This is a genomic window from Gilliamella sp. wkB195, from assembly GCF_001690445.1.
Classification (GTDB): Bacteria; Pseudomonadota; Gammaproteobacteria; order Enterobacterales; family Orbaceae; genus Gilliamella; species Gilliamella apicola_E.
Window position 1 is genome coordinate 61,193 of sequence record NZ_LZGP01000037.1, and the last position, 18,871, is coordinate 80,063.

Annotated in this window: 17 protein-coding genes; 6 read left to right on the plus strand and 11 right to left on the minus strand. The window is 33.6% G+C overall.

Annotation, left to right across the window (positions count from 1 at the left end):
- Nucleotides 1-23 precede the first annotated feature (23 nt).
- From nadR to ribH, 4 genes are all read right to left on the minus strand, one after another.
- A complete protein-coding gene (nadR, locus tag A9G08_RS10170; RefSeq protein WP_065563596.1) occupies nucleotides 24-959 on the minus strand; it encodes a multifunctional transcriptional regulator/nicotinamide-nucleotide adenylyltransferase/ribosylnicotinamide kinase NadR in 936 nt (311 codons plus the stop codon).
- Between the two features lie 144 nt (nucleotides 960-1,103).
- Complete coding sequence (locus A9G08_RS10175; RefSeq protein WP_065563597.1) at nucleotides 1,104-2,141, minus strand: TrmH family RNA methyltransferase; 1,038 nt, start codon at nucleotides 2,139-2,141, stop codon at nucleotides 1,104-1,106.
- A gap of 21 nt (nucleotides 2,142-2,162) precedes the next feature.
- Nucleotides 2,163-2,582, minus strand: coding sequence for a transcription antitermination factor NusB (nusB, locus tag A9G08_RS10180; RefSeq protein ID WP_218058472.1), 420 nt, complete (start codon nucleotides 2,580-2,582; stop codon nucleotides 2,163-2,165).
- Between the two features lie 4 nt (nucleotides 2,583-2,586).
- Entirely contained in the window at nucleotides 2,587-3,057 is a 471-nt protein-coding gene (gene ribH, locus A9G08_RS10185) for a 6,7-dimethyl-8-ribityllumazine synthase (protein WP_065563599.1), read from the minus strand.
- A 360-nt stretch (nucleotides 3,058-3,417) separates the two neighbouring features.
- Between ribH and lpcA the strand changes: the two genes are divergently transcribed.
- Both lpcA and A9G08_RS10195 read left to right on the plus strand, forming a co-directional pair.
- Nucleotides 3,418-3,993: a D-sedoheptulose 7-phosphate isomerase gene (gene lpcA / locus A9G08_RS10190; RefSeq protein WP_065563600.1), complete on the plus strand. Its 576-nt coding sequence runs from the start codon at nucleotides 3,418-3,420 to the stop codon at nucleotides 3,991-3,993.
- Between the two features lies 1 nt (nucleotide 3,994).
- Nucleotides 3,995-4,774 carry a class II glutamine amidotransferase gene (locus A9G08_RS10195; protein WP_065563601.1) on the plus strand — a complete coding sequence of 260 codons (780 nt, stop codon included), beginning with the start codon at nucleotides 3,995-3,997 and terminating at the stop codon, nucleotides 4,772-4,774.
- Here the strand turns inward: A9G08_RS10195 and mdtH are convergent.
- The 6 genes from mdtH to pncB form a co-directional block, all read right to left on the minus strand.
- Entirely contained in the window at nucleotides 4,752-5,963 is a 1,212-nt protein-coding gene (gene mdtH, locus A9G08_RS10200; RefSeq protein ID WP_065563602.1) for a multidrug efflux MFS transporter MdtH, read from the minus strand. The genes A9G08_RS10195 and mdtH overlap by 23 nt on opposite strands.
- A complete protein-coding gene (locus A9G08_RS10205; RefSeq protein ID WP_065563603.1) occupies nucleotides 5,964-6,422 on the minus strand; it encodes a methylglyoxal synthase in 459 nt (152 codons plus the stop codon).
- Nucleotides 6,423-6,555: 133 nt separating this feature from the next.
- A complete protein-coding gene (locus tag A9G08_RS10210) occupies nucleotides 6,556-7,701 on the minus strand; it encodes a porin (RefSeq protein WP_065563604.1) in 1,146 nt (381 codons plus the stop codon).
- Nucleotides 7,702-8,010: 309 nt separating this feature from the next.
- Nucleotides 8,011-9,162, minus strand: a complete 1,152-nt coding sequence (locus tag A9G08_RS10215; protein WP_065563605.1) for a porin — start codon at nucleotides 9,160-9,162, stop codon at nucleotides 8,011-8,013.
- A 307-nt stretch (nucleotides 9,163-9,469) separates the two neighbouring features.
- Nucleotides 9,470-10,873, minus strand: a complete 1,404-nt coding sequence (asnS, locus tag A9G08_RS10220; RefSeq protein ID WP_065563606.1) for an asparagine--tRNA ligase — start codon at nucleotides 10,871-10,873, stop codon at nucleotides 9,470-9,472.
- 160 nt (nucleotides 10,874-11,033) lie between these two features.
- On the minus strand, nucleotides 11,034-12,221 hold the full coding sequence (gene pncB / locus A9G08_RS10225) for a nicotinate phosphoribosyltransferase (RefSeq protein WP_065563607.1): 1,188 nt from the start codon (nucleotides 12,219-12,221) through the stop codon (nucleotides 11,034-11,036).
- Nucleotides 12,222-12,488: 267 nt separating this feature from the next.
- Here pncB and pepN point away from each other — a divergent pair, with 267 nt between their 5' ends.
- Both pepN and A9G08_RS10235 read left to right on the plus strand, forming a co-directional pair.
- A complete protein-coding gene (gene pepN, locus A9G08_RS10230; protein ID WP_065563608.1) occupies nucleotides 12,489-15,116 on the plus strand; it encodes an aminopeptidase N in 2,628 nt (875 codons plus the stop codon).
- 113 nt (nucleotides 15,117-15,229) lie between these two features.
- Nucleotides 15,230-15,562, plus strand: coding sequence for a rhodanese-like domain-containing protein (locus tag A9G08_RS10235; protein WP_065563609.1), 333 nt, complete (start codon nucleotides 15,230-15,232; stop codon nucleotides 15,560-15,562).
- Nucleotides 15,563-15,593: 31 nt separating this feature from the next.
- On the opposite strand, the gene A9G08_RS10240 is transcribed toward A9G08_RS10235, so the two are convergent.
- Nucleotides 15,594-16,442 carry a MetQ/NlpA family ABC transporter substrate-binding protein gene (locus tag A9G08_RS10240; RefSeq protein ID WP_218058473.1) on the minus strand — a complete coding sequence of 283 codons (849 nt, stop codon included), beginning with the start codon at nucleotides 16,440-16,442 and terminating at the stop codon, nucleotides 15,594-15,596.
- 182 nt (nucleotides 16,443-16,624) lie between these two features.
- Between A9G08_RS10240 and A9G08_RS10245 the strand changes: the two genes are divergently transcribed.
- Together A9G08_RS10245 and A9G08_RS10250 are read left to right on the plus strand one after the other, a co-directional pair.
- Entirely contained in the window at nucleotides 16,625-17,761 is a 1,137-nt protein-coding gene (locus A9G08_RS10245) for an amidohydrolase (protein ID WP_065563610.1), read from the plus strand.
- A 13-nt stretch (nucleotides 17,762-17,774) separates the two neighbouring features.
- Nucleotides 17,775-18,818: a methionine ABC transporter ATP-binding protein gene (locus A9G08_RS10250; protein ID WP_065563611.1), complete on the plus strand. Its 1,044-nt coding sequence runs from the start codon at nucleotides 17,775-17,777 to the stop codon at nucleotides 18,816-18,818.
- Nucleotides 18,819-18,871: the final 53 nt, after the last annotated feature.

Here is an 18,871-nt window from a genome sequence, read left to right on the forward strand (position 1 = left end):
TAAGCTAACCTAAATGTGATGAGCTAAATCAATAACGATTCAACCATTTTAGAAACAATTTCAAAATGCTGTAATGGAGTGGAATTCGCCGGTAATTCATTTTCATGAATAATTAAATCAAATTGGTAGCTACTTTTTAGTCCAATTAAGACTTCATTAGATTTGCCAAAAATTTGCTCGTAGTAGTTAGATAATGTCCCAAAATCGATAGAAGTAAAGAGAAGCTTATTAGCATTTTCTAATGATTTACTCATTCTCTCTACATGTAACATTGCAATTCTTAGATAATCATTTTCACTTAAGTAACGTTTATTTTCTAGAGTGGAAATTTCTCGTTGAATATAATTTATATACCCATTTGAAACATATTGTGTATTATAAATATTAGCTAATTTTACGGGCAATTCATTAAATTTATCATGTCCTATGATGGCGACTTTTTTAACAAAAAAAGGTCTAGCTGCTTGGGCAATAAAAGACCAATTTTGATAAGGATTTTCTCGAATTTTGGTTGCACTGATATTAACGAATTCACGATTAGCATCAATAACAACTACAGGGCAACCAAAATAGCGCTCATGCTCCGTTACATCTTGTGGTTCACTAGTAAACACAACAGATGGTTCAATTTTATTTTCTGATAATATATGTTTAATACTATCACTCCACTCTTTCCAACCATTAGGATAATAGTTAATTCCAGTTTCATCAGAAATATAAATATGAATATTATGTCTATCTTTGAAGGTATCTTTTAACCATGAAAAACGATCACTAACTTGTGGCTGTCTAGGTAAACGACTTTTCTCAAATAGTTGTTTATCGCGAGTTGCTTCACAACCAAGCATTACATGTAATTCATCAACTTGCGTTAACGCTTTTTCAATAAGATAAATGTGACCACTGTGTAATGGATAGAACTTACCAAAAATTAAACCAACTCGATGTTTAGATGACATAATAATTACCAATACATTAAAAAACTCGATACCAATGTACAGAAAAAACAACCATTTTCTAACCAATTGATGCTATTTAATATAATGAGAAGATAAAAGTGTTAACTTCATCAAAATATTCAAAAATAACTAGAACAATATCAATTAAGATTGATATTTAATAGTAGATAAAACAATCCCTGCTGCAACAGAAATATTTAATGCCGACATATTATCATTACCACTCAAATGCACAACATTATCAGCACAATTAATTAACTTTGTATTAATTTGTTGAAATATAATTAATACAACTTTCTTTTTAAATTGAAGTTGTGATAATTCGGTTGATTTAATGGATTTTGACTGACATGGTAATAAGGCAATTATTTGATAACCATTCTTTTTTAATATATCTATGGATACAATAAAATCATCACTTTTAATTGGTTCAATCGCTTCAATACCACCTTCAGCGACTCGCATTGCTGATCCACTATCAAGCAAATTAGTTTGACGCAAAATGATACCATTAACGCCAAAAAAAGCAGCGCTACGAACTAATCCACCTAAATTATGAGGGTTATTAACATCATCAATCGCAAGAATACAATCACGAACTCTATCATCATGTTCATGTAAATAATCAAGTAAAGAGAGCGGTATCCGTTTTTTAACAATTAAACAGACTCCACCATGATGTAGGTTTTGAGTTATTTTAGTAATTTGTTCTGTTGATACAACGTCATAACCTAGTCGTTGTTTGACTAACCAATTAATTAAATCTTTAAACTGGTAAGTCATTTCTTGAGTAATAAATAATTTCACTATAGCAGAGCGTCGATGCTTAAATACAGCTCTACAACTGTTTTCACTATAAACTAAAGTCTCTTCTTTTTTTTGTCGATACTCATCATAGCCAAATGTTGGAGTTTGATCGTTATCTTTAACTTTTTTTTGCCAGGGAGAATCATGTTCATCTGATAAATTTAAGTTTACTTTAGATGACTTTATAGTTTTATTTGATGATTTTACTTTAAATGTTTCAATTCGATCATGTTTTGCTTTTGAATTAGACTGAAGACTATCATTTTTACGCTTACTTCGATGATCATTGCCTTTGTTTTTTACAGATTTCACACTTGATTGACTATTTTTGGCATAAAAAATTGAAGGCCTGCTTTTTTCGATCGTGTCGTTCATAATATTCCCAATTTAAGACAGTTATCGTGTACGAATAGTTGGAGCAACTTTATCCAATACACCATTTATAAATTTGTGGCTTTCTTCTGCGCCAAAAGTTTTCGCCAGATCAATTGCTTCATTGATAACCACTTTATAAGGGACATCATGTCTCTTCATTAATTCATAAGTTGCAATTCGTAGTACCGCTAATTCAATTTGTCCTAACTCATCAACAGTTCTTTCTGTTAGGTAAGGTGCCATTTTTTCATCTAATTCTGCTGTGTTTTTGGCAACACCATGAAGTAATTCCCTAAAATATTTACTATCAACACCTTTCATATCTTGTTCAGCTATAAAACTGCTCTCAACATCAGCAAGATCATTTTTAGAAATTTGCCAAGAGTAAATGGCTTGAACGGCACACTCTCTTGCTCGACGACGAGGATTAACTAACGCCACTAAATTACCCCTTAATTGTTTTGATAACATTTAACATTTCAAGTGCGGTTAATGCTGCTTCAGCACCTTTATTACCCGCTTTAGTTCCAGCTCGTTCGATCGCCTGCTCAATACTTTCGGTGGTTAAAATTCCAAAACCAACTGGTATTGAATACTCTAAACTAGCATTCAATAAACCTGAACTTGATTCTCCAGCAACGAAATCAAAATGAGCCGTACTGCCACGAATTACCGTACCTAATGCTACAATGGCATCATATTTTTTTGATTGCGCAGCAACTTTTGCTGCTAAAGGAATTTCGTAAGCGCCTGGTACCCAAATAACTGAAATGTTTTTATCTTCAACTTGACCAATACGAGTTAATGCATCTACTGCTCCATTAACTAAACTTTCGTTAATAAATTGGTTAAAACGTGCCACGATAATGGCTACTTTAGCTTTTGGTGCAGCAACTTTACCTTTAACTATTTGCATATTTATTCCTTATCGATAGATTCTAGATGCAATTTTATAATCACTTTTAGTGAAAAATTTATAAGCCAATTATAGCACAGATTAAAGGGTTATCCTATTAGCAAAAATGGTGAATTAATATGTTTATAACAAGCATAAGTAAGTATGATTATTCGAAAGTTATTGTTTGTAAATTTACTGTTTATAAAGTGTAATTTTTACATTTATAAATTGTCATTCCTTCAACAAAGATTTATAAATTTTTAATAATTGCATCAAAGTTTTTTCTTACTATAAGAAATTTCATTTTTATTACTTGCAAGCTGTTATTAACGAATTACAATGGTAAGAAAAAAGCTTTCTACAAAAGAGGTAAAATTGATGTACATTAACACTATTCGAGATGAGCTAAATCAAGCAATTGACGTATTAGCTAATTTCATTTCAAATAATGAAAATCTTAAACAAATCCAACAGGCGGCCATTTTAATCGCAAACTCATTTAAACAAGGTGGTAAAGTACTTTCATGTGGTAATGGAGGTTCTCATTGTGACGCTATGCATTTTGCTGAAGAGTTAACTGGCCGTTTTCGCGATAACCGACCATCCTATCCTGCTATTGCAATATCAGATGTGAGTCATATATCCTGTGTTGGTAATGATTATGGTTTCGATTCTATTTTTTCTCGCTATGTAGAAGGTGTTGGTCAAAAAGGTGATGTACTACTAGGTATTTCAACTTCAGGAAACTCAACTAATGTTATTAAAGCGATTGAAGCAGCAAAACAAAAAGGTATGAAAATTATTACGCTTACCGGTAAAGATGGTGGAAAAATGAATGGTTTGGCTGATGTAGACATTCGTGTACCTCATTTTGGTTATGCTGATAGAGTGCAAGAAATCCATATAAAAGTGATTCATATTTTGATTTTACTCATTGAAAAAGAGATGGCTTAATATGTGCGAATTATTGGGTATGAGTGCCAATGTGCCGACTGATATCTGTTTTAGTTTTACCAGTTTAATCAAACGTGGCGGTGATAAAGGTCCACATAAAGATGGCTGGGGAATAACATTTTATGAAGGTAAAGGATGTCGTACATTCAAAGATCCTGAACCTTGTAGTTTTTCACCTATAGCTAAATTAGTTCAACAATACCCAATAAAATCAACGGCAGTAATTGCTCATATTCGTCAAGCTAATCGAGGAGGAGTAGCTCTAGAAAATACCCATCCTTTTACTCGCGAATTATGGGGAAAAAATTGGACTTTTGCCCACAATGGGCAATTAACTGATTACGAAAAACTGCATATGGGAATTTTTCAACCAGTTGGATTAACCGACAGTGAATATGCTTTTTGTTACTTAATTAATCAGTTACATAAAAAATATCCCAAACAACCTACCGATGATATTGAACTTTTTGATTATATTCGAGAGTGTGCGATTAAATTAACCGAACTTGGTATTTTTAATATGTTACTTTCAGATGGTGAATATGTATTTGCCTATTGCTCGACTAATCTTCATTGGATCACCCGAAAAGCGCCATTTGGTAAAGCAAAATTAATTGATGAAGATGTTGAAATCGATTTTCAAAAGCATACTACACCAAATGATATTGTCACTATTATTTCAACTATGCCGTTAACCTCAAATGAAACTTGGCATAAATTAAACACTGGTGAAGCAATTTTATTTAAATATGGTGAAATTAATCAATTTTTTTCATCTTGACTAAATTAAAAGGTGGTTCATCTTTAAATAAAGATTGTAAATAACCTAACGTTAATAAACCAACTAAAGTTAAAATAATCCACGGTAAATGCGGAAAACCCATCTTGATTGCAATTTCATAAAGCCAACCAGCACCGGTATAACCAACAAACCCACCTAAAGCAAGCCCTAATCGACTAAATCCCATATAACTACCTTTGGCTTTTGGATTAGTTAACACGGTTGCTAAAGTTTCTCTAGCCGGCTCTGCTACAATTGCACCAAGGTAAAAAAGCGCTATGAGTGATAACAAAATAGATAATTGGGATGTAAATCCGATTATTATAAAGGCAAACGACATCAATAGTAATCCAAATTTAAGGCGTTGATCTAATCTAAAATGTTTTTCACTAAACCGAGCAATAGGATAAAGCAGAGTTAGTGAGATAATTGCTTCAATCACGTACATCCATTTCACATAGCTTGAACTTCCTGAAATATTGGTAATAGTTAGAGGTAGCATCAACATGACTTGTACCCCAAGCACATAATAACCAGTTAAAGTAAGCACATAATGAGTAAACTTTTTATCTTTCAAAACCATTTTCATACCATTAATAATTGAAGCTTTACCAATTGCAATATGATAAGAGGGTAAAAAAAACAGATTAAAAATGCCACATAAGAAAAAGATAAAAGCGCCGCACCAACAAACTAATTGGAAATCATAATCTATTAAGATACCACCAATAAGAGCACCAATAACTGCACCTGCATTATCTTGTATCATTAATAAAGATATAAATTTGCCTCGTTCGTGGGGTCTAGTAAATTTTATGGTTAATCCCATTCGAGGTGGATCAAATAACAGTCCACCCAATGCAGACAATAAGCAAGATACAAGTAATAACCAGTGTTCAGTTGCTAAAGCCATTGAAATAAAGCCAATCGACCGCAAAAACATACCTGTTATGATCATGGGTTTTGCACCAAATCGATCAGCTATAGCACCACCAATTAAGCCAAATCCTTGTTGAACAAATTGACGAAATCCTAAAGCAAAACCAACAAATAGTGCACTCCAACCTACTTGGCTAACAAAATGCGTAGAAACGAGCGGAAATACGACATAAAATCCCAATACAATAAACAAATTATCAAATAATAATATGTATCTACCTGTTTTGCGAACTTGTGAAGGAATTGGCATCTATTTTACTCTTTCATTTAAATAGCCTTGGTAATCAGGGATCTCTATCTCCACTTCTTGAGTAAATATTGAGGACTGTATTAATGCGTTAGCTGTTGCTTGATTAGTTGCAACCGGAATGTTCCAAACCGTTGATAAGCGTAACAGTGCTTTTACATCGGGATCATGAGGAACGGCATTTAGAGGATCCCAGAAAAATATAAGAATATCAATTTTACCTTCTGCGATTAAAGCACCAATTTGCTGATCGCCCCCCATTGGACCACTAAGCATTGGCATAATATTTAATCCGGTTTCTTTCTTAATTAATGTACCGGTTGTACCTGTTCCACATAAATTATGATGAGAGAGTTCTTCGCGATTTGTTTTGCACCAATTTAATAATGCTTCTTTCAAATGATCATGTGCCACCAATGCAATGTTTTTCTTTGCTGATAGCTTTCGAGTAGTATAAAGCATCAAATAATCCTAATTCCTTATTATTTTTTGTATTTTTTAACAAACTATCTATTAAAGTGCAAGCAGTATTTGATCCAGAAAGACAAGAAAAAAGGCACCGAAGTGCCTTTCATCAAATCAAAAGATAAAATAATTAGAATTGATAAATTAATCCTAATGCAACAGTATCCTTAGCTGTTGCTTTAATTTGAGATTTACTAAATGTACCGTCTTCATATAAAGCACGACGTGCACCAATATCATCCTTATCTAACAAGTTGATTTTATAATCAACAATGGCTGATAAATTTTTATTGAAGTCGTAAGTTAAGCCAACATCAACATATTTTACTAAATCATTACCTTTAAGGCCTGCATCACCACTTCTTGAGAAGCTAGAAGCATCTTGTACTTTATGTTGAATATAAGCAACAGAAGGTGTTAAACGACCAACTTCAAAGTCAATACCATATTGTGCAACTAATTCAAAACCTTTGGTTTTCAAATCATCAGTATTACTTGTGGTTGACGCTTTTTCCCAACCATATTTTTGTTTACCTTGAATATAAAGTGCAGCTAAATAAAGATTGTCGTTATTATATTTAGCACCTGCTGACCATGCTTTAGCATCTTTATGTCCACCAGTTTGCGCATAACCTGCACCAATAGATAAACCACTATCAAGCACATCCCAATCAATTACAGAACCCCATGCTTCTGCACTATCATGGTCAGTACGATCATGCTTATTTAGATATTGAGTTGAACTATTATCTCCATTATCTGCATACTGTACTGCAAAACGTAAACCGTTAACTAATCCAAAAAAGTTTGAATTACGGTAAGTCGCTACAGCTTTTGTTCTAGCCGTTAATGCATAAATATCATTATTTGAAGCATCACCACCAAATTCAGGTAAAACATCAGTATAAGAAGTTAAAGTTTTTAATACGCCATCGTTACGACCGTAGTCAAATGAACCAAAATCACCGAAATTTAAACCAGCATATGCATAACGAGTTTCGTTATCAGCATCTGATCCAGTTTTTGCTTCATATTCCCAACGACCATAGCCACTCAAACTATCTGAAATTTGCGTTTCACCAGACATACCTAAACGAGCTGTCGTTTTGTCACCTTCACCAGTTTGATTATTTCGATCAGTAAGATAATTTAAAGCATAGACTCGACCATAAAAGTCAACTTTATTGCCATCTTTGTTCCACACTTCAATAGAAGCGCTAGCTGTTCCAGCAATTAATAGTGCAGGAATAGCAATTGCTAATAGATTACGTTTCATTTAATTACCCTCTTAGGTATTTTATTATTTAAAAAAGATACAAAAATATTTGTTCTTGGTTTAATAAATAGTTGCTTTCAAATAGCAACTAAATTATTACTGGGATATCTACTATTGAATACTAGATTTTTATTGAAACACTGTAGATTAACAATGTTTATCACATTTAATTCTGCGAGTTAGGACCATTTTAAGACTTAAAATTAATTTTTTTTAAGCATAAAATGTTTTTTTGTATGGTTTGACATTTAATAGACGAAAAAAAAGGCACCTAAGTGCCTTTTTGAGATATTTAAGGATATTAAGAGATTAGAATTGGTAAATTAAACCAACACCTAACACGTCTTTAGTACCTGGTTTGTTCGCATGTTTACCACGTTGAGTTTTGGTATTTTCAGCAGCCCCAATGTCATCACGATCAAGAAGATTGAATTTATATTCAACAATCGCACTAAAGTTTTTATTTAGATCATAAGTTGCACCTAAAGATACATATTTAGCCATAGGTGAGCTGAACCCGCTACTGTGGTAACGAATATTATCTTCGACAAAATTCACTCCATCAGCTTTAACTTTATGTTGAACATAAGCTAAAGATGGAGTAATACGACCCACGTCTAAATCAATACCATATTGAGCGACTAATTCAAAACCTCTAACTTTAATATCAGCAGATTTATAAGTACCTCTATGAGTCGGTCCATATGATATTACATCTTTAAATTTAGATTGGAAGTAGTTAGCTGCTAAATATAGATTATAATTATCGTATTTAATACCGCTAGCCCAAGTGCTTTGACGATTATCACTAGTTGAAGTTTGAGCATAACCTGCACCAGCAGTTAAACCAGTGTCAAAAATGTTCCATTGAACATTTGCACCCCAAGCTTCACGAGATTCACCTCTGATTGCATCTTGTTTGAATTTATTTGAGTTATCGCCATTATCAGCATATTGTAATGCAAAACTTAAATCGTCAGTTAAGCCAAAGAAGTTGTTGTTACGATAAGTTGCAACAGCTTTAGTACGAGCTGAAAGAACGTTCCAATCGTTGTTTGCTGCATCACCACCAAATTGTGGTAATACGTCAGTATATGCAGTGATTGCTTTTAACACACCGTCATTACGACCATAATCGAATGAACCTAAATCACCGAAATTTAAACCAGCGAATGCATAACGCACTTCATTATCAGAATTTTTTCCTGCTTTAGCTTCATATTCCCAACGACCGTAACCAGTGATGCCGTCAGTGATTTGTGTTTGACCAGACATACCTAAACGAGCTGAAGTATCATCACCTTCACCTACTTGTCCACGGTCAGTGATGTTGTTAGCAGCTTTTACTCGTCCGTAAAAGTCTACTTTGTTACCATCTTTATTCCATACTTCGATAGAAGCATTTGCACCTGCTGCTACTAAAAGAGCAGGGATAGCGATTGCTAATAGATTACGTTTCATTTCTTACCCTCATGGTTATTTTTCTTAAAAGACACGTCTTTTGGGTTGTGTCAATTTTGTTACAATGATTATTCATCCAAAAATAATGTTTTTTAACTAATGTTTATAACTATTATTTTTATCTCAATTTTCACAGTACTGTAAATTATGTATAAAAATTTATTAAAATCAAGTGAACTTTTCCTAAAACTTAGTGTCTAAGCTTAAAATTGCATCCGTTTGATTAATTTTTATACAATTTTTGTGTTTTATTTATATTGATTTTTATATCAACTGACAAAAAGTCAGTTGATAATTTGAGCAAATTTTAGAAATTTGCATTACGAGGTGTTCTTGGGAATGGGATCACATCACGAACATTTTGTACTCCAGTGACATACACTATCAATCGTTCAAAACCAAGTCCAAAACCTGAATGTGGTACAGTTCCATAACGACGTAAATCACGATACCACCAGTAGTCTTCTTTTTTAAGACCTAACTCATCCATACGTTTATCTAACATATCTAAGCGTTCTTCACGTTGCGAACCACCAATGATCTCGCCGATTCCTGGCGCTAATACATCCATTGCTGCAACAGTTTTACCATCATCATTCATACGCATATAAAATGCTTTGATATCCTTAGGATAATTTTTAACAACAACAGGCGCTTTAAAATGTTGTTCAGCCAAATACCGTTCATGTTCTGAGGCTAAATCAATTCCCCAACTGACAGGATTTTCAAATTTTGCATCACAGTTTTGTAAAATAGAAATGGCATCGGTGTAATTAACTTGAGCAAAATCAGCATTAATAAAGTTTTCTAAACGATTGATTGCTTCTTTATCAATATGCTGAGCAAAAAACTGCATATCATCAGCACGTTTCTCTAGTACCGTCTTGAAAACATATTTCAACATATCTTCGGCGAGTTTTGCATTATCGTTAAGATCGGCAAAAGCAACTTCCGGCTCCATCATCCAAAATTCGGCTAAATGGCGAGTAGTGTTTGAGTTTTCAGCTCTAAATGTTGGACCAAAAGTATAAACTTTAGAAAGTGCACAAGCATAAGTTTCTGCATTGAGTTGACCTGAAACGGTTAAAAAGGCTTCTTTACCAAAAAAGTCTTTATCAAAGTCAATTTTTCCATTATCTGTTCTAGGTAGATTTAACATATCAAGAGTTGAAACTCGAAACATTTCCCCCGCACCTTCAGTATCTGATGCAGTGATAATTGGTGTTGATAACCAGAAGAATCCACGTTCATCAAAAAATTGGTGAATAGCTTGGGCTAATGTATGTCGCACGCGAGTGATTGCTCCAACAATATTGGTTCTAGCACGTAAATGTGCAACCTCACGAAGATATTCAATTGAGTGACGTTTAGCAGCCATAGGATAAGTTTCAGGATCGTCAACAAAACCATAAACTTCAACATTTGTTGCTTGCAACTCATATTTTTGACCTTGACCAGGAGATTCAACTACTTTTCCTGTTACTTTTACTGAACAGCCAGTAGTTAAACGTAAAATATCCTGTTCATAATTTGGTAGATCTTTTTCTATAACAGCTTGAATAGGATCAAAGCATGAGCCATCATAAACAGCCAGAAATGAAATACCGGCTTTCGAATCACGGCGAGTTCGTACCCAGCCTTGAACAGAAATAGTGCTACCAACAGCAATTTTGCCTTGTAACACGTCAACAATAGGAGCAACTGAATTCATTTTAATTATCCATCTCTATTTTATTATCTATATAGTTAATATTATTAAAAGTAATATAAGTTTAAAATGACTAATCATAAAAATTTCCTTTATGATTAATAATACCGGTTAATGATATTTTACTTATTTAATTTTTAGCATTAATAATCTACTTTTATTATTAATGATTGACTTTGAACGTTCTTTTCAATTCATCAATATAGGCCAAATCTTTCGAAATCGTTTTACCAGGACTATCTGATAATTTAGCTACAGGTTGATTATTGCATTCAGTCAGTTTTAACACAATATTCAACGATTTGGTATTAAACTCTGTAGACGGGATATCACAAGCTAAAAAACCGCCTATACCAAATGATAATTCTACTCGATTATTGAAGTGTTTATAAATTTTAAGCGCTTTATCAAAGTTTAGACTATCAGAAAAAACCAGTAATTTTGTTTTAGGATCAATTCCTAATTGCTGATAATGACGAATCGCTTTTTCGCCCCACTCTATCGGATCGCCTGAATCATGGCGTAATCCTTGATAATGAGAGGCTAAATAATAATCAAAATCCCGTAAAAATGCATCCATCGTAATACAATCAGTTAATGCAACACCCAAATCATGTGGATACTCATCTAACCAAACTTGTAGTGCCGTCTTCTGGCAGTCTTGTAAATTGGTACTTAAACGCTGATGAGCTTGAAACCATTCATGTGCTTGAGTACCAACTGGTGTCAATCCTAAACGATATGCCAATAAATAATTACTAGTACTATTAAAATTGCTAAAATGGTTTTGCAAATAACTAACAACGGCTTCTTGTACAGCAAAAGAGTAACGTCTTCGTGTGCCAAAATCCATCAAATTGAAACCAGATATATCGATATCATTAGTATCAAATATTGCTAATTTATCTTTAAGTCTTACCAGTGCTTGATCAACACCAATATTAGGAGAACGATCTTTATGAACAATCTCACTAATTACTGCAAGCAATGGTACTTCCCACAAAATCACATCAACCCATTTACCTTCAATTTGAATAACTAGCTGACCATCTTCATTTTTAATCGTTAACAATTGACTATTAAAATGCCAATTTTTTAGCCAATTTAAATAATCTGGTTTAAAAAAAGAAATATGCGACAAATAGGCGAACTCATCTTCAGTAAGAGCTAGAGACTCCATTAATTTAACTTGGTGAGCAATTTCATCAGCATACTGACCTAGTAAATCATCACTACGACACCGGAACTGTGCATTCACAGTCACATCAGGATAATGATGAAAAACAGCTTGCTGCATATGCAATTTATAAGCATCAGTATCTAATATTGATGTAATTATTGCGGGTAACATGTCTATCTATTATCAGTTCTTTCAAGAAAATTCTGGAGATTATAGCAGAATAATAATTAAGATATAGATTAATTATCTAATAAGATTATTTTTAATACGCTATAATAGCCAATAAAGATATTTTGATAAATTAATCCATATCTATTCCAAAATGATTAATATTGATAATTCATTTACTTTTATCTGATTAATAAATGAAAGTAATTAAGACCTATTTTGATGAATTCAAATACATGATCAGCGCATCACTTTAGAAGGCAAAGAAAAATGAGTACAACTGATATCCAACCAATTGCTAAATTTCGTCATGACTATAAAACACCCGACTTCACGATTACTGATATTGACCTCGATTTTGATTTAGCTGCAGAAACAACTACAGTTATCGCTCGTAGTCATGTTATTAATAAAAATCCTCAAGCTGACGATTTAATTTTAGACGGTGAAGAACTTAAATTAGTTTCAATAAATATTGATGAGCAACCTTGGAGTGATTATCAAATCACAAAAACCGGATTAATCATCAAAAATGTTCCATCTGAATTTACTTTAACCATCGTCAACGAAATCAAACCAATTGATAATACCGCACTTGAAGGACTATATGTTTCAGGTGATGCACTTTGTACACAATGTGAAGCAGAAGGTTTCCGTCATATCACTTACTACCTTGATAGACCAGATGTATTAGCTCGTTTTTCAACTCGAATTACTGCCAATAAAAAACAATATCCTTTTCTATTATCTAATGGAAACCGCATTTCACAAGGCGAACTAGCCGACGGTAGACATTGGGTTCAATGGCAAGATCCATTTCCTAAACCAGCCTATTTATTTGCATTAGTAGCTGGTGATTTTGATATATTAAAAGATCACTTTATAACCCGTTCTAATCGAAAAATTGATCTAGAAATTTATGTAGATAAAGGGAATTTAGAGCGTTCTCAATGGGCTATGACTAGTTTAAAAAATGCCATGCGCTGGGATGAAAATCGTTTCGATTTAGAATATGACTTAGATATTTTCATGATTGTGGCTGTTGATTTCTTCAATATGGGCGCAATGGAAAATAAAGGACTAAATATTTTCAATTCTAAATATGTCTTAGCTAAACCTGAAACCGCGACAGATGACGATTACATTGGAATTGAATCCGTAATTGGTCACGAATATTTTCATAACTGGACTGGTAATCGCGTTACTTGTCGAGACTGGTTCCAACTTAGTTTAAAAGAAGGATTAACTGTATTTAGAGATCAAGAATTTACTTCTGACCAAGGACTTAGATCAGTAAAACGTATTAATGATGTCAAACTACTACGAACCGTACAATTTGCTGAAGATGCCAGCCCTATGTCTCATCCTATTCGCCCTGAACAAGTAATTGAAATGAATAATTTCTATACTGTTACCGTATATGAAAAAGGTGCAGAAGTTATACGTATGATGCACACATTATTAGGTGAAGAAAACTTTCAAGCAGGGATGAAACTCTATTTCAAACGACATGATGGAAGTGCTGCTACCTGTGATGATTTTGTTGCTGCTATGCAAGATGCATCAGGCATTGACTTAACACAATTCAAATTATGGTACAGCCAATCGGGCACCCCAATTTTAACAGTAACTGACAGTTACGATCCTCAAAATCATCAATATACCCTAACTGTTGAGCAACATACGCCAGCAACGCAAGATCAAAGCCAAAAACAAGCACTACATATTCCATTAGATATTGAACTTTATCAACATGATGGCGAAGTGATTAGATTGCAATATCAAAACAAATCTATACATCATGTATTAAATGTAACACAAGCAAAACAACAATTTGTATTTGATAATATTAGTGAAAAACCAATTATATCTTTATTGCGTGATTTCTCAGCACCGGTAAAACTCAATTACGATTACCAAGATGGTGATCTTATATTCTTAATGCAACATGCTAGTAATGCTTTTAGTCGTTACGATGCTGCGCAAATGCTATTAGCAAAATATGTGCGTTTAAATGTCAGTAATTATCAACATAATCTACCTATGACTTTCTCTGAACTTGTTTTGGATGCTTTTAGAGGAATACTATTATCAGACTCTGTTGAGCCTGCACTTATTGCACAAATATTAACATTACCTTCAGAGAATGAATTAGCAAATCTGTTTGATGTTGTTGATCCGATTGCTATTTATCAAGTACGCCAATTCTTATTAGGTGTATTTGCTAATGAACTTTATGATGAGTTAACAGCGGTCTATCATCATAATCAAACAGATCAATATCATATTGAACATTCAGATATCGGCAAACGTATGCTGAAAAACTGCTGTTTGTCATTATTGGCATATGCTAATGATAAACAACAAGTAGATGCCTTAGTCAAAAAACAATATGAACAAGCGAATAATATGACAGATTCATTAGCTGCACTTACCGCAGCGGTAAAAGCACAGCTTGATTGCCGTCATACTTTACTTGTCGATTTTGATAATAAATGGCATCAAGATGGTTTGGTTATGGATAAATGGTTAGCCTTGAATGCAACAAGCCCTGAGCAAAATGTATTATCAACAGTAAAAAAACTACTCAATCACCGCTCATTTTCACTGAATAATCCAAATCGGATTAGAAGCCTAATTGGTGCTTTTGTAAATAATAATCCTGTCGCTTTCCATGCAGAAGACGGTAGTGGTTATCATTTCTTAGTAGAAATATTAACAGAGTTAAACCAAAAAAATCCACAAGTGGCATCACGACTCATTGATCCACTTATCCGTCTAAAACGTTTTAATAAAGATCGTCAGAAAAAAATGAGAGTCGCTTTAGAAAGTTTATTGAAGTTGAATAATTTATCTAAAGATCTTTACGAAAAAATTAGTAAGGCTTTAGCTGCATAATAAAATCCCATCTTGTTACTCGTTAGCAAGATGGGATTTTTAATAAAAAACACATAAAATTGCGTTCAAAAACCCCGTTCCTCAACTTTTTTTAGATAGAATGAGTTTGAATAATGTCAATAATAAAAGAAATAACACCTTTACAACTAAAACAACAGATCGATAATAACGTACCGCTTTTTTTACTTGATGTACGCGAACCTAATGAAGTAGAAATTTGTGCAATAGCGGGAGCAATACATATTCCTATGAATCTCATACCACTTTATTTAGATAAAATCCCTGATGAAATTGATATTATTATTTATTGCCATCATGGTGTAAGAAGTCTTAACGTTGCAAGTTACTTGGTTGAAAATGGATTTGATTGTGATTTTCTCTACAATCTAACTGGTGGCATTGACGCTTGGGCTAGAACTGTTGATACCAGTATGCCTAAATATTAAAAAGCCCGCATTTAAACGGGCTAAATGATCACTATTCTTGTGGCATAACCCAATAACCATTTTGATTATGTGTTTGCATGTAATCTTTAAATTGTTGTGATTGGTAAATACGCTTTATATCTTTTGCCCATTGACTATTTTCATTACCTTCATTAACTACAACCATAATTTCTAAATCAGGAATAATTGTTTCAGACAAAAGTGCTTTTTTCGAGTCAATATTAGCGGAATAAACGATACTGCCAGGAATAACGGCGAAATCTAACTCATTTAAAACTCTTGGAATATTGGCTGAATCCATTTCTACAATATCAACACCCGCAATATTTTCGGCAATATCATTTTTGCCGACAATAATTGGATTACTATTTGGTTTTAACTTAATCCAACCAGCTTTTTCCAACAAGTTGTAAGAACGTGCTGCATTTGATGCATCTTGAGGAATTCCAATTTTAGCACCCGGAAAAACATTTTTTATCGACGTATACTTATTCGAAAATATTGCAGCGGGAACCGAAGGTACATGCACCACTGGTTTTAAATGAGCTTTGCGTTGACTATTAAACACATCCATATATGCAGTATGTTGAGCTACCGTTAAATCAATACTGCCTTCACTTAATGCCACATCTGATTCTAATAAATGTGGAAAATTAACTAACTTAACTTTATAGCCTTCTGATTCTAGTATTGGTTTAACCGCATCATTAAACAGATCATTGTACGGTCCTGGTGAAACGCCCATACTGATCTCTTTTTTAGTTTGATTATCGGTTTTCGATGATGAGTTATCACATGCTGTAATTAAAAAAAGAGAACTAAATAAAGCTAACACCACAACATTATTAACTAATTTTTGCTTGATGAACCTCATTTTCATTTGAACTATCCTCAGTGAAATGTAAATTTTAAAACTACTCTAACACATAAAAAATAATTCATTTATTCCATGTAATTCTATCTTATAACTTTTTGGAATAAGTTATAAAAAACGATTATTAGAGCCAAAATATCAGCTGTGCTACTTTAAAAATATCAATATTTTTATCAATTGGACTTACCATGACAAAAGCTATTGCACCTATTATCGAGCAGCTTTTTCTCGACTTACATCAAAATCCAGAGCTTTCAAATCAGGAGTTTGAAACAACCAAAAAATTAAGGTATTACTTAGAAAAAGCGAATATTCGCATATTAGAGCTAGGCGCAAAAACTGGTGTTATTGCTGAAATTGGTTCAGGCTCACCAGTCTTAGCCTTAAGAGCCGATATTGACGCCTTACCCATTTCTGAACAATCAGACTGCCAATACCGTTCAACCCAAAAAGGAGTAATGCATGCTTGCGGTCATGATCTGCATACTTCTGTTTTAATGGGAGCAGCTTACTTATTGAAAGCCAATGAAGAGCATTTGAAAGGAACGGTTCGATTACTTTTTCAACCCGCTGAAGAAAATTTTAGTGGTGCATTACATTTCATAGAAATTGGTGCGCTTAATGGCGTTGATGTTATTTTAGGAATGCACAATAATCCTAATTTAACCATTAACCAAATGGCTTCACGAGCTGGCCCCTTTTCAGCAAACGTTGACCGAATTGAAATCACAATAAAAGGTGTTGGAGCCCATGCGGCAAGACCTGAGTCAGGTATTGATCCAATTGTTATTGGTTCACAAATTATTAGTGCTATCCAAACAATATCAAGTCGTACAATAAGTGGTCTTGATGCTGTGGTTGTCAGCATTACAAAATTCTTAGGAGGGAACACATGGAATGTCATTCCTGAAATTGTTGAGATGGAAGGCACTGTAAGAACGCTAACTCCTGATATAAGGTTAAAAGTCAAACAACAATTAAAAAGCATTGTTGAAAATATTGCACTTAGCATGGGAGCCAAAGCAGAGTTGAGATGGTTTGATGGCCCGCCATCAATCATAAATGTTGCTAAGTGGGTCGATTTTTGTCAAAAGATTGCCAAACAACAAGGTTATGACGTTGTTGATTTTCAACCGCAACTTGGTGGTGAAGATTTTGCCCACTATTTGCATCATGTACCTGGCGCATTTATCAATCTTGGTTCACAAAGCCCTTATGCTTTACATCATCCAAAATTTTTAGTTAATACTGACATGATTATGCCAGCAGCCAACTATTTAGCCAATCTCGCTAAGCAAGGATTAATTGAAGTAGCACAACATTGATAGGTATCACATAATGATAAAATTTGAAAATGTATCGAAACAATACGAACGAAATGGAGTTACCACCCAAGCATTACAAAACATCAACTTAACTATCCAAAAAGGCGATATCTACGGCATTATTGGTTATAGTGGTGCAGGAAAAAGTACGCTAGTTCGTCTGATAAACTTTCTTGAAAAACCAACTCAAGGCAATGTTGTTATTCAAAACCAACCATTGAATCAGTTATCAAACTCTCAATTACGCCAAGTTCGCCGTAAAATAGGCATGATTTTTCAACATTTCAATTTACTTGAATCCAAAACCGTATATGAAAATGTTGCGATCCCTCTAGTTCTCATCAAAAAAGATAAACAAACGATTAAACAGAAAGTTCATGAACTGCTCGAATTTGTTGGATTAAGCGATAAAGCTAATAGCTATCCTAAAGAGCTATCAGGTGGGCAAAAGCAACGTATTGGAATTGCTCGGGCCTTGGCGAACGATCCCGATATTTTGCTTTGTGATGAAGCCACATCGGCACTCGATCCACAAACTACTCAAGCTATTTTGGAATTAATAAAAAAAATTAATGATAAATATAAAATAACTGTCGTTCTAATTACCCATGAAATGCATGTAATACAGCAAATATGTCACAAAGTAGCAGTTATGGAAAAAGGTAAAATTATCGAACATGGCAATGTACTTGATGTCTTTGGTCATCCAACGCATAAAACCACACAAAAATTTGTTAGTTCAGTTATTAATGACCAAATCCCTGAAGGTGTTGTTGAAAATCTGTTAAAAATTGAGGGTGATAAACATAATATTAAGTTGTTTAAGCTTGAATTTTTAGGTCGTTCGGCCTCAGAGCCAGTTATGAATGCATTGATCTTACAGCAGAAAGTAGTAGTGAATATTTTATTTGCCCATATGTCTGAAATCGAAAAAACGGTATTAGGCAGTATGTTTGTTCAATTAAAAGGAAGTGATAATAATATAGAACAATCGGTGCAATTTCTTCGCGAAAATGGGGTTAACGTTACAGAAATCAAACATTGGGAGAACAACTAATGGAAATAGTCAACGATTTTATCAATTATATAAATACTAATTTTCTAACCAGA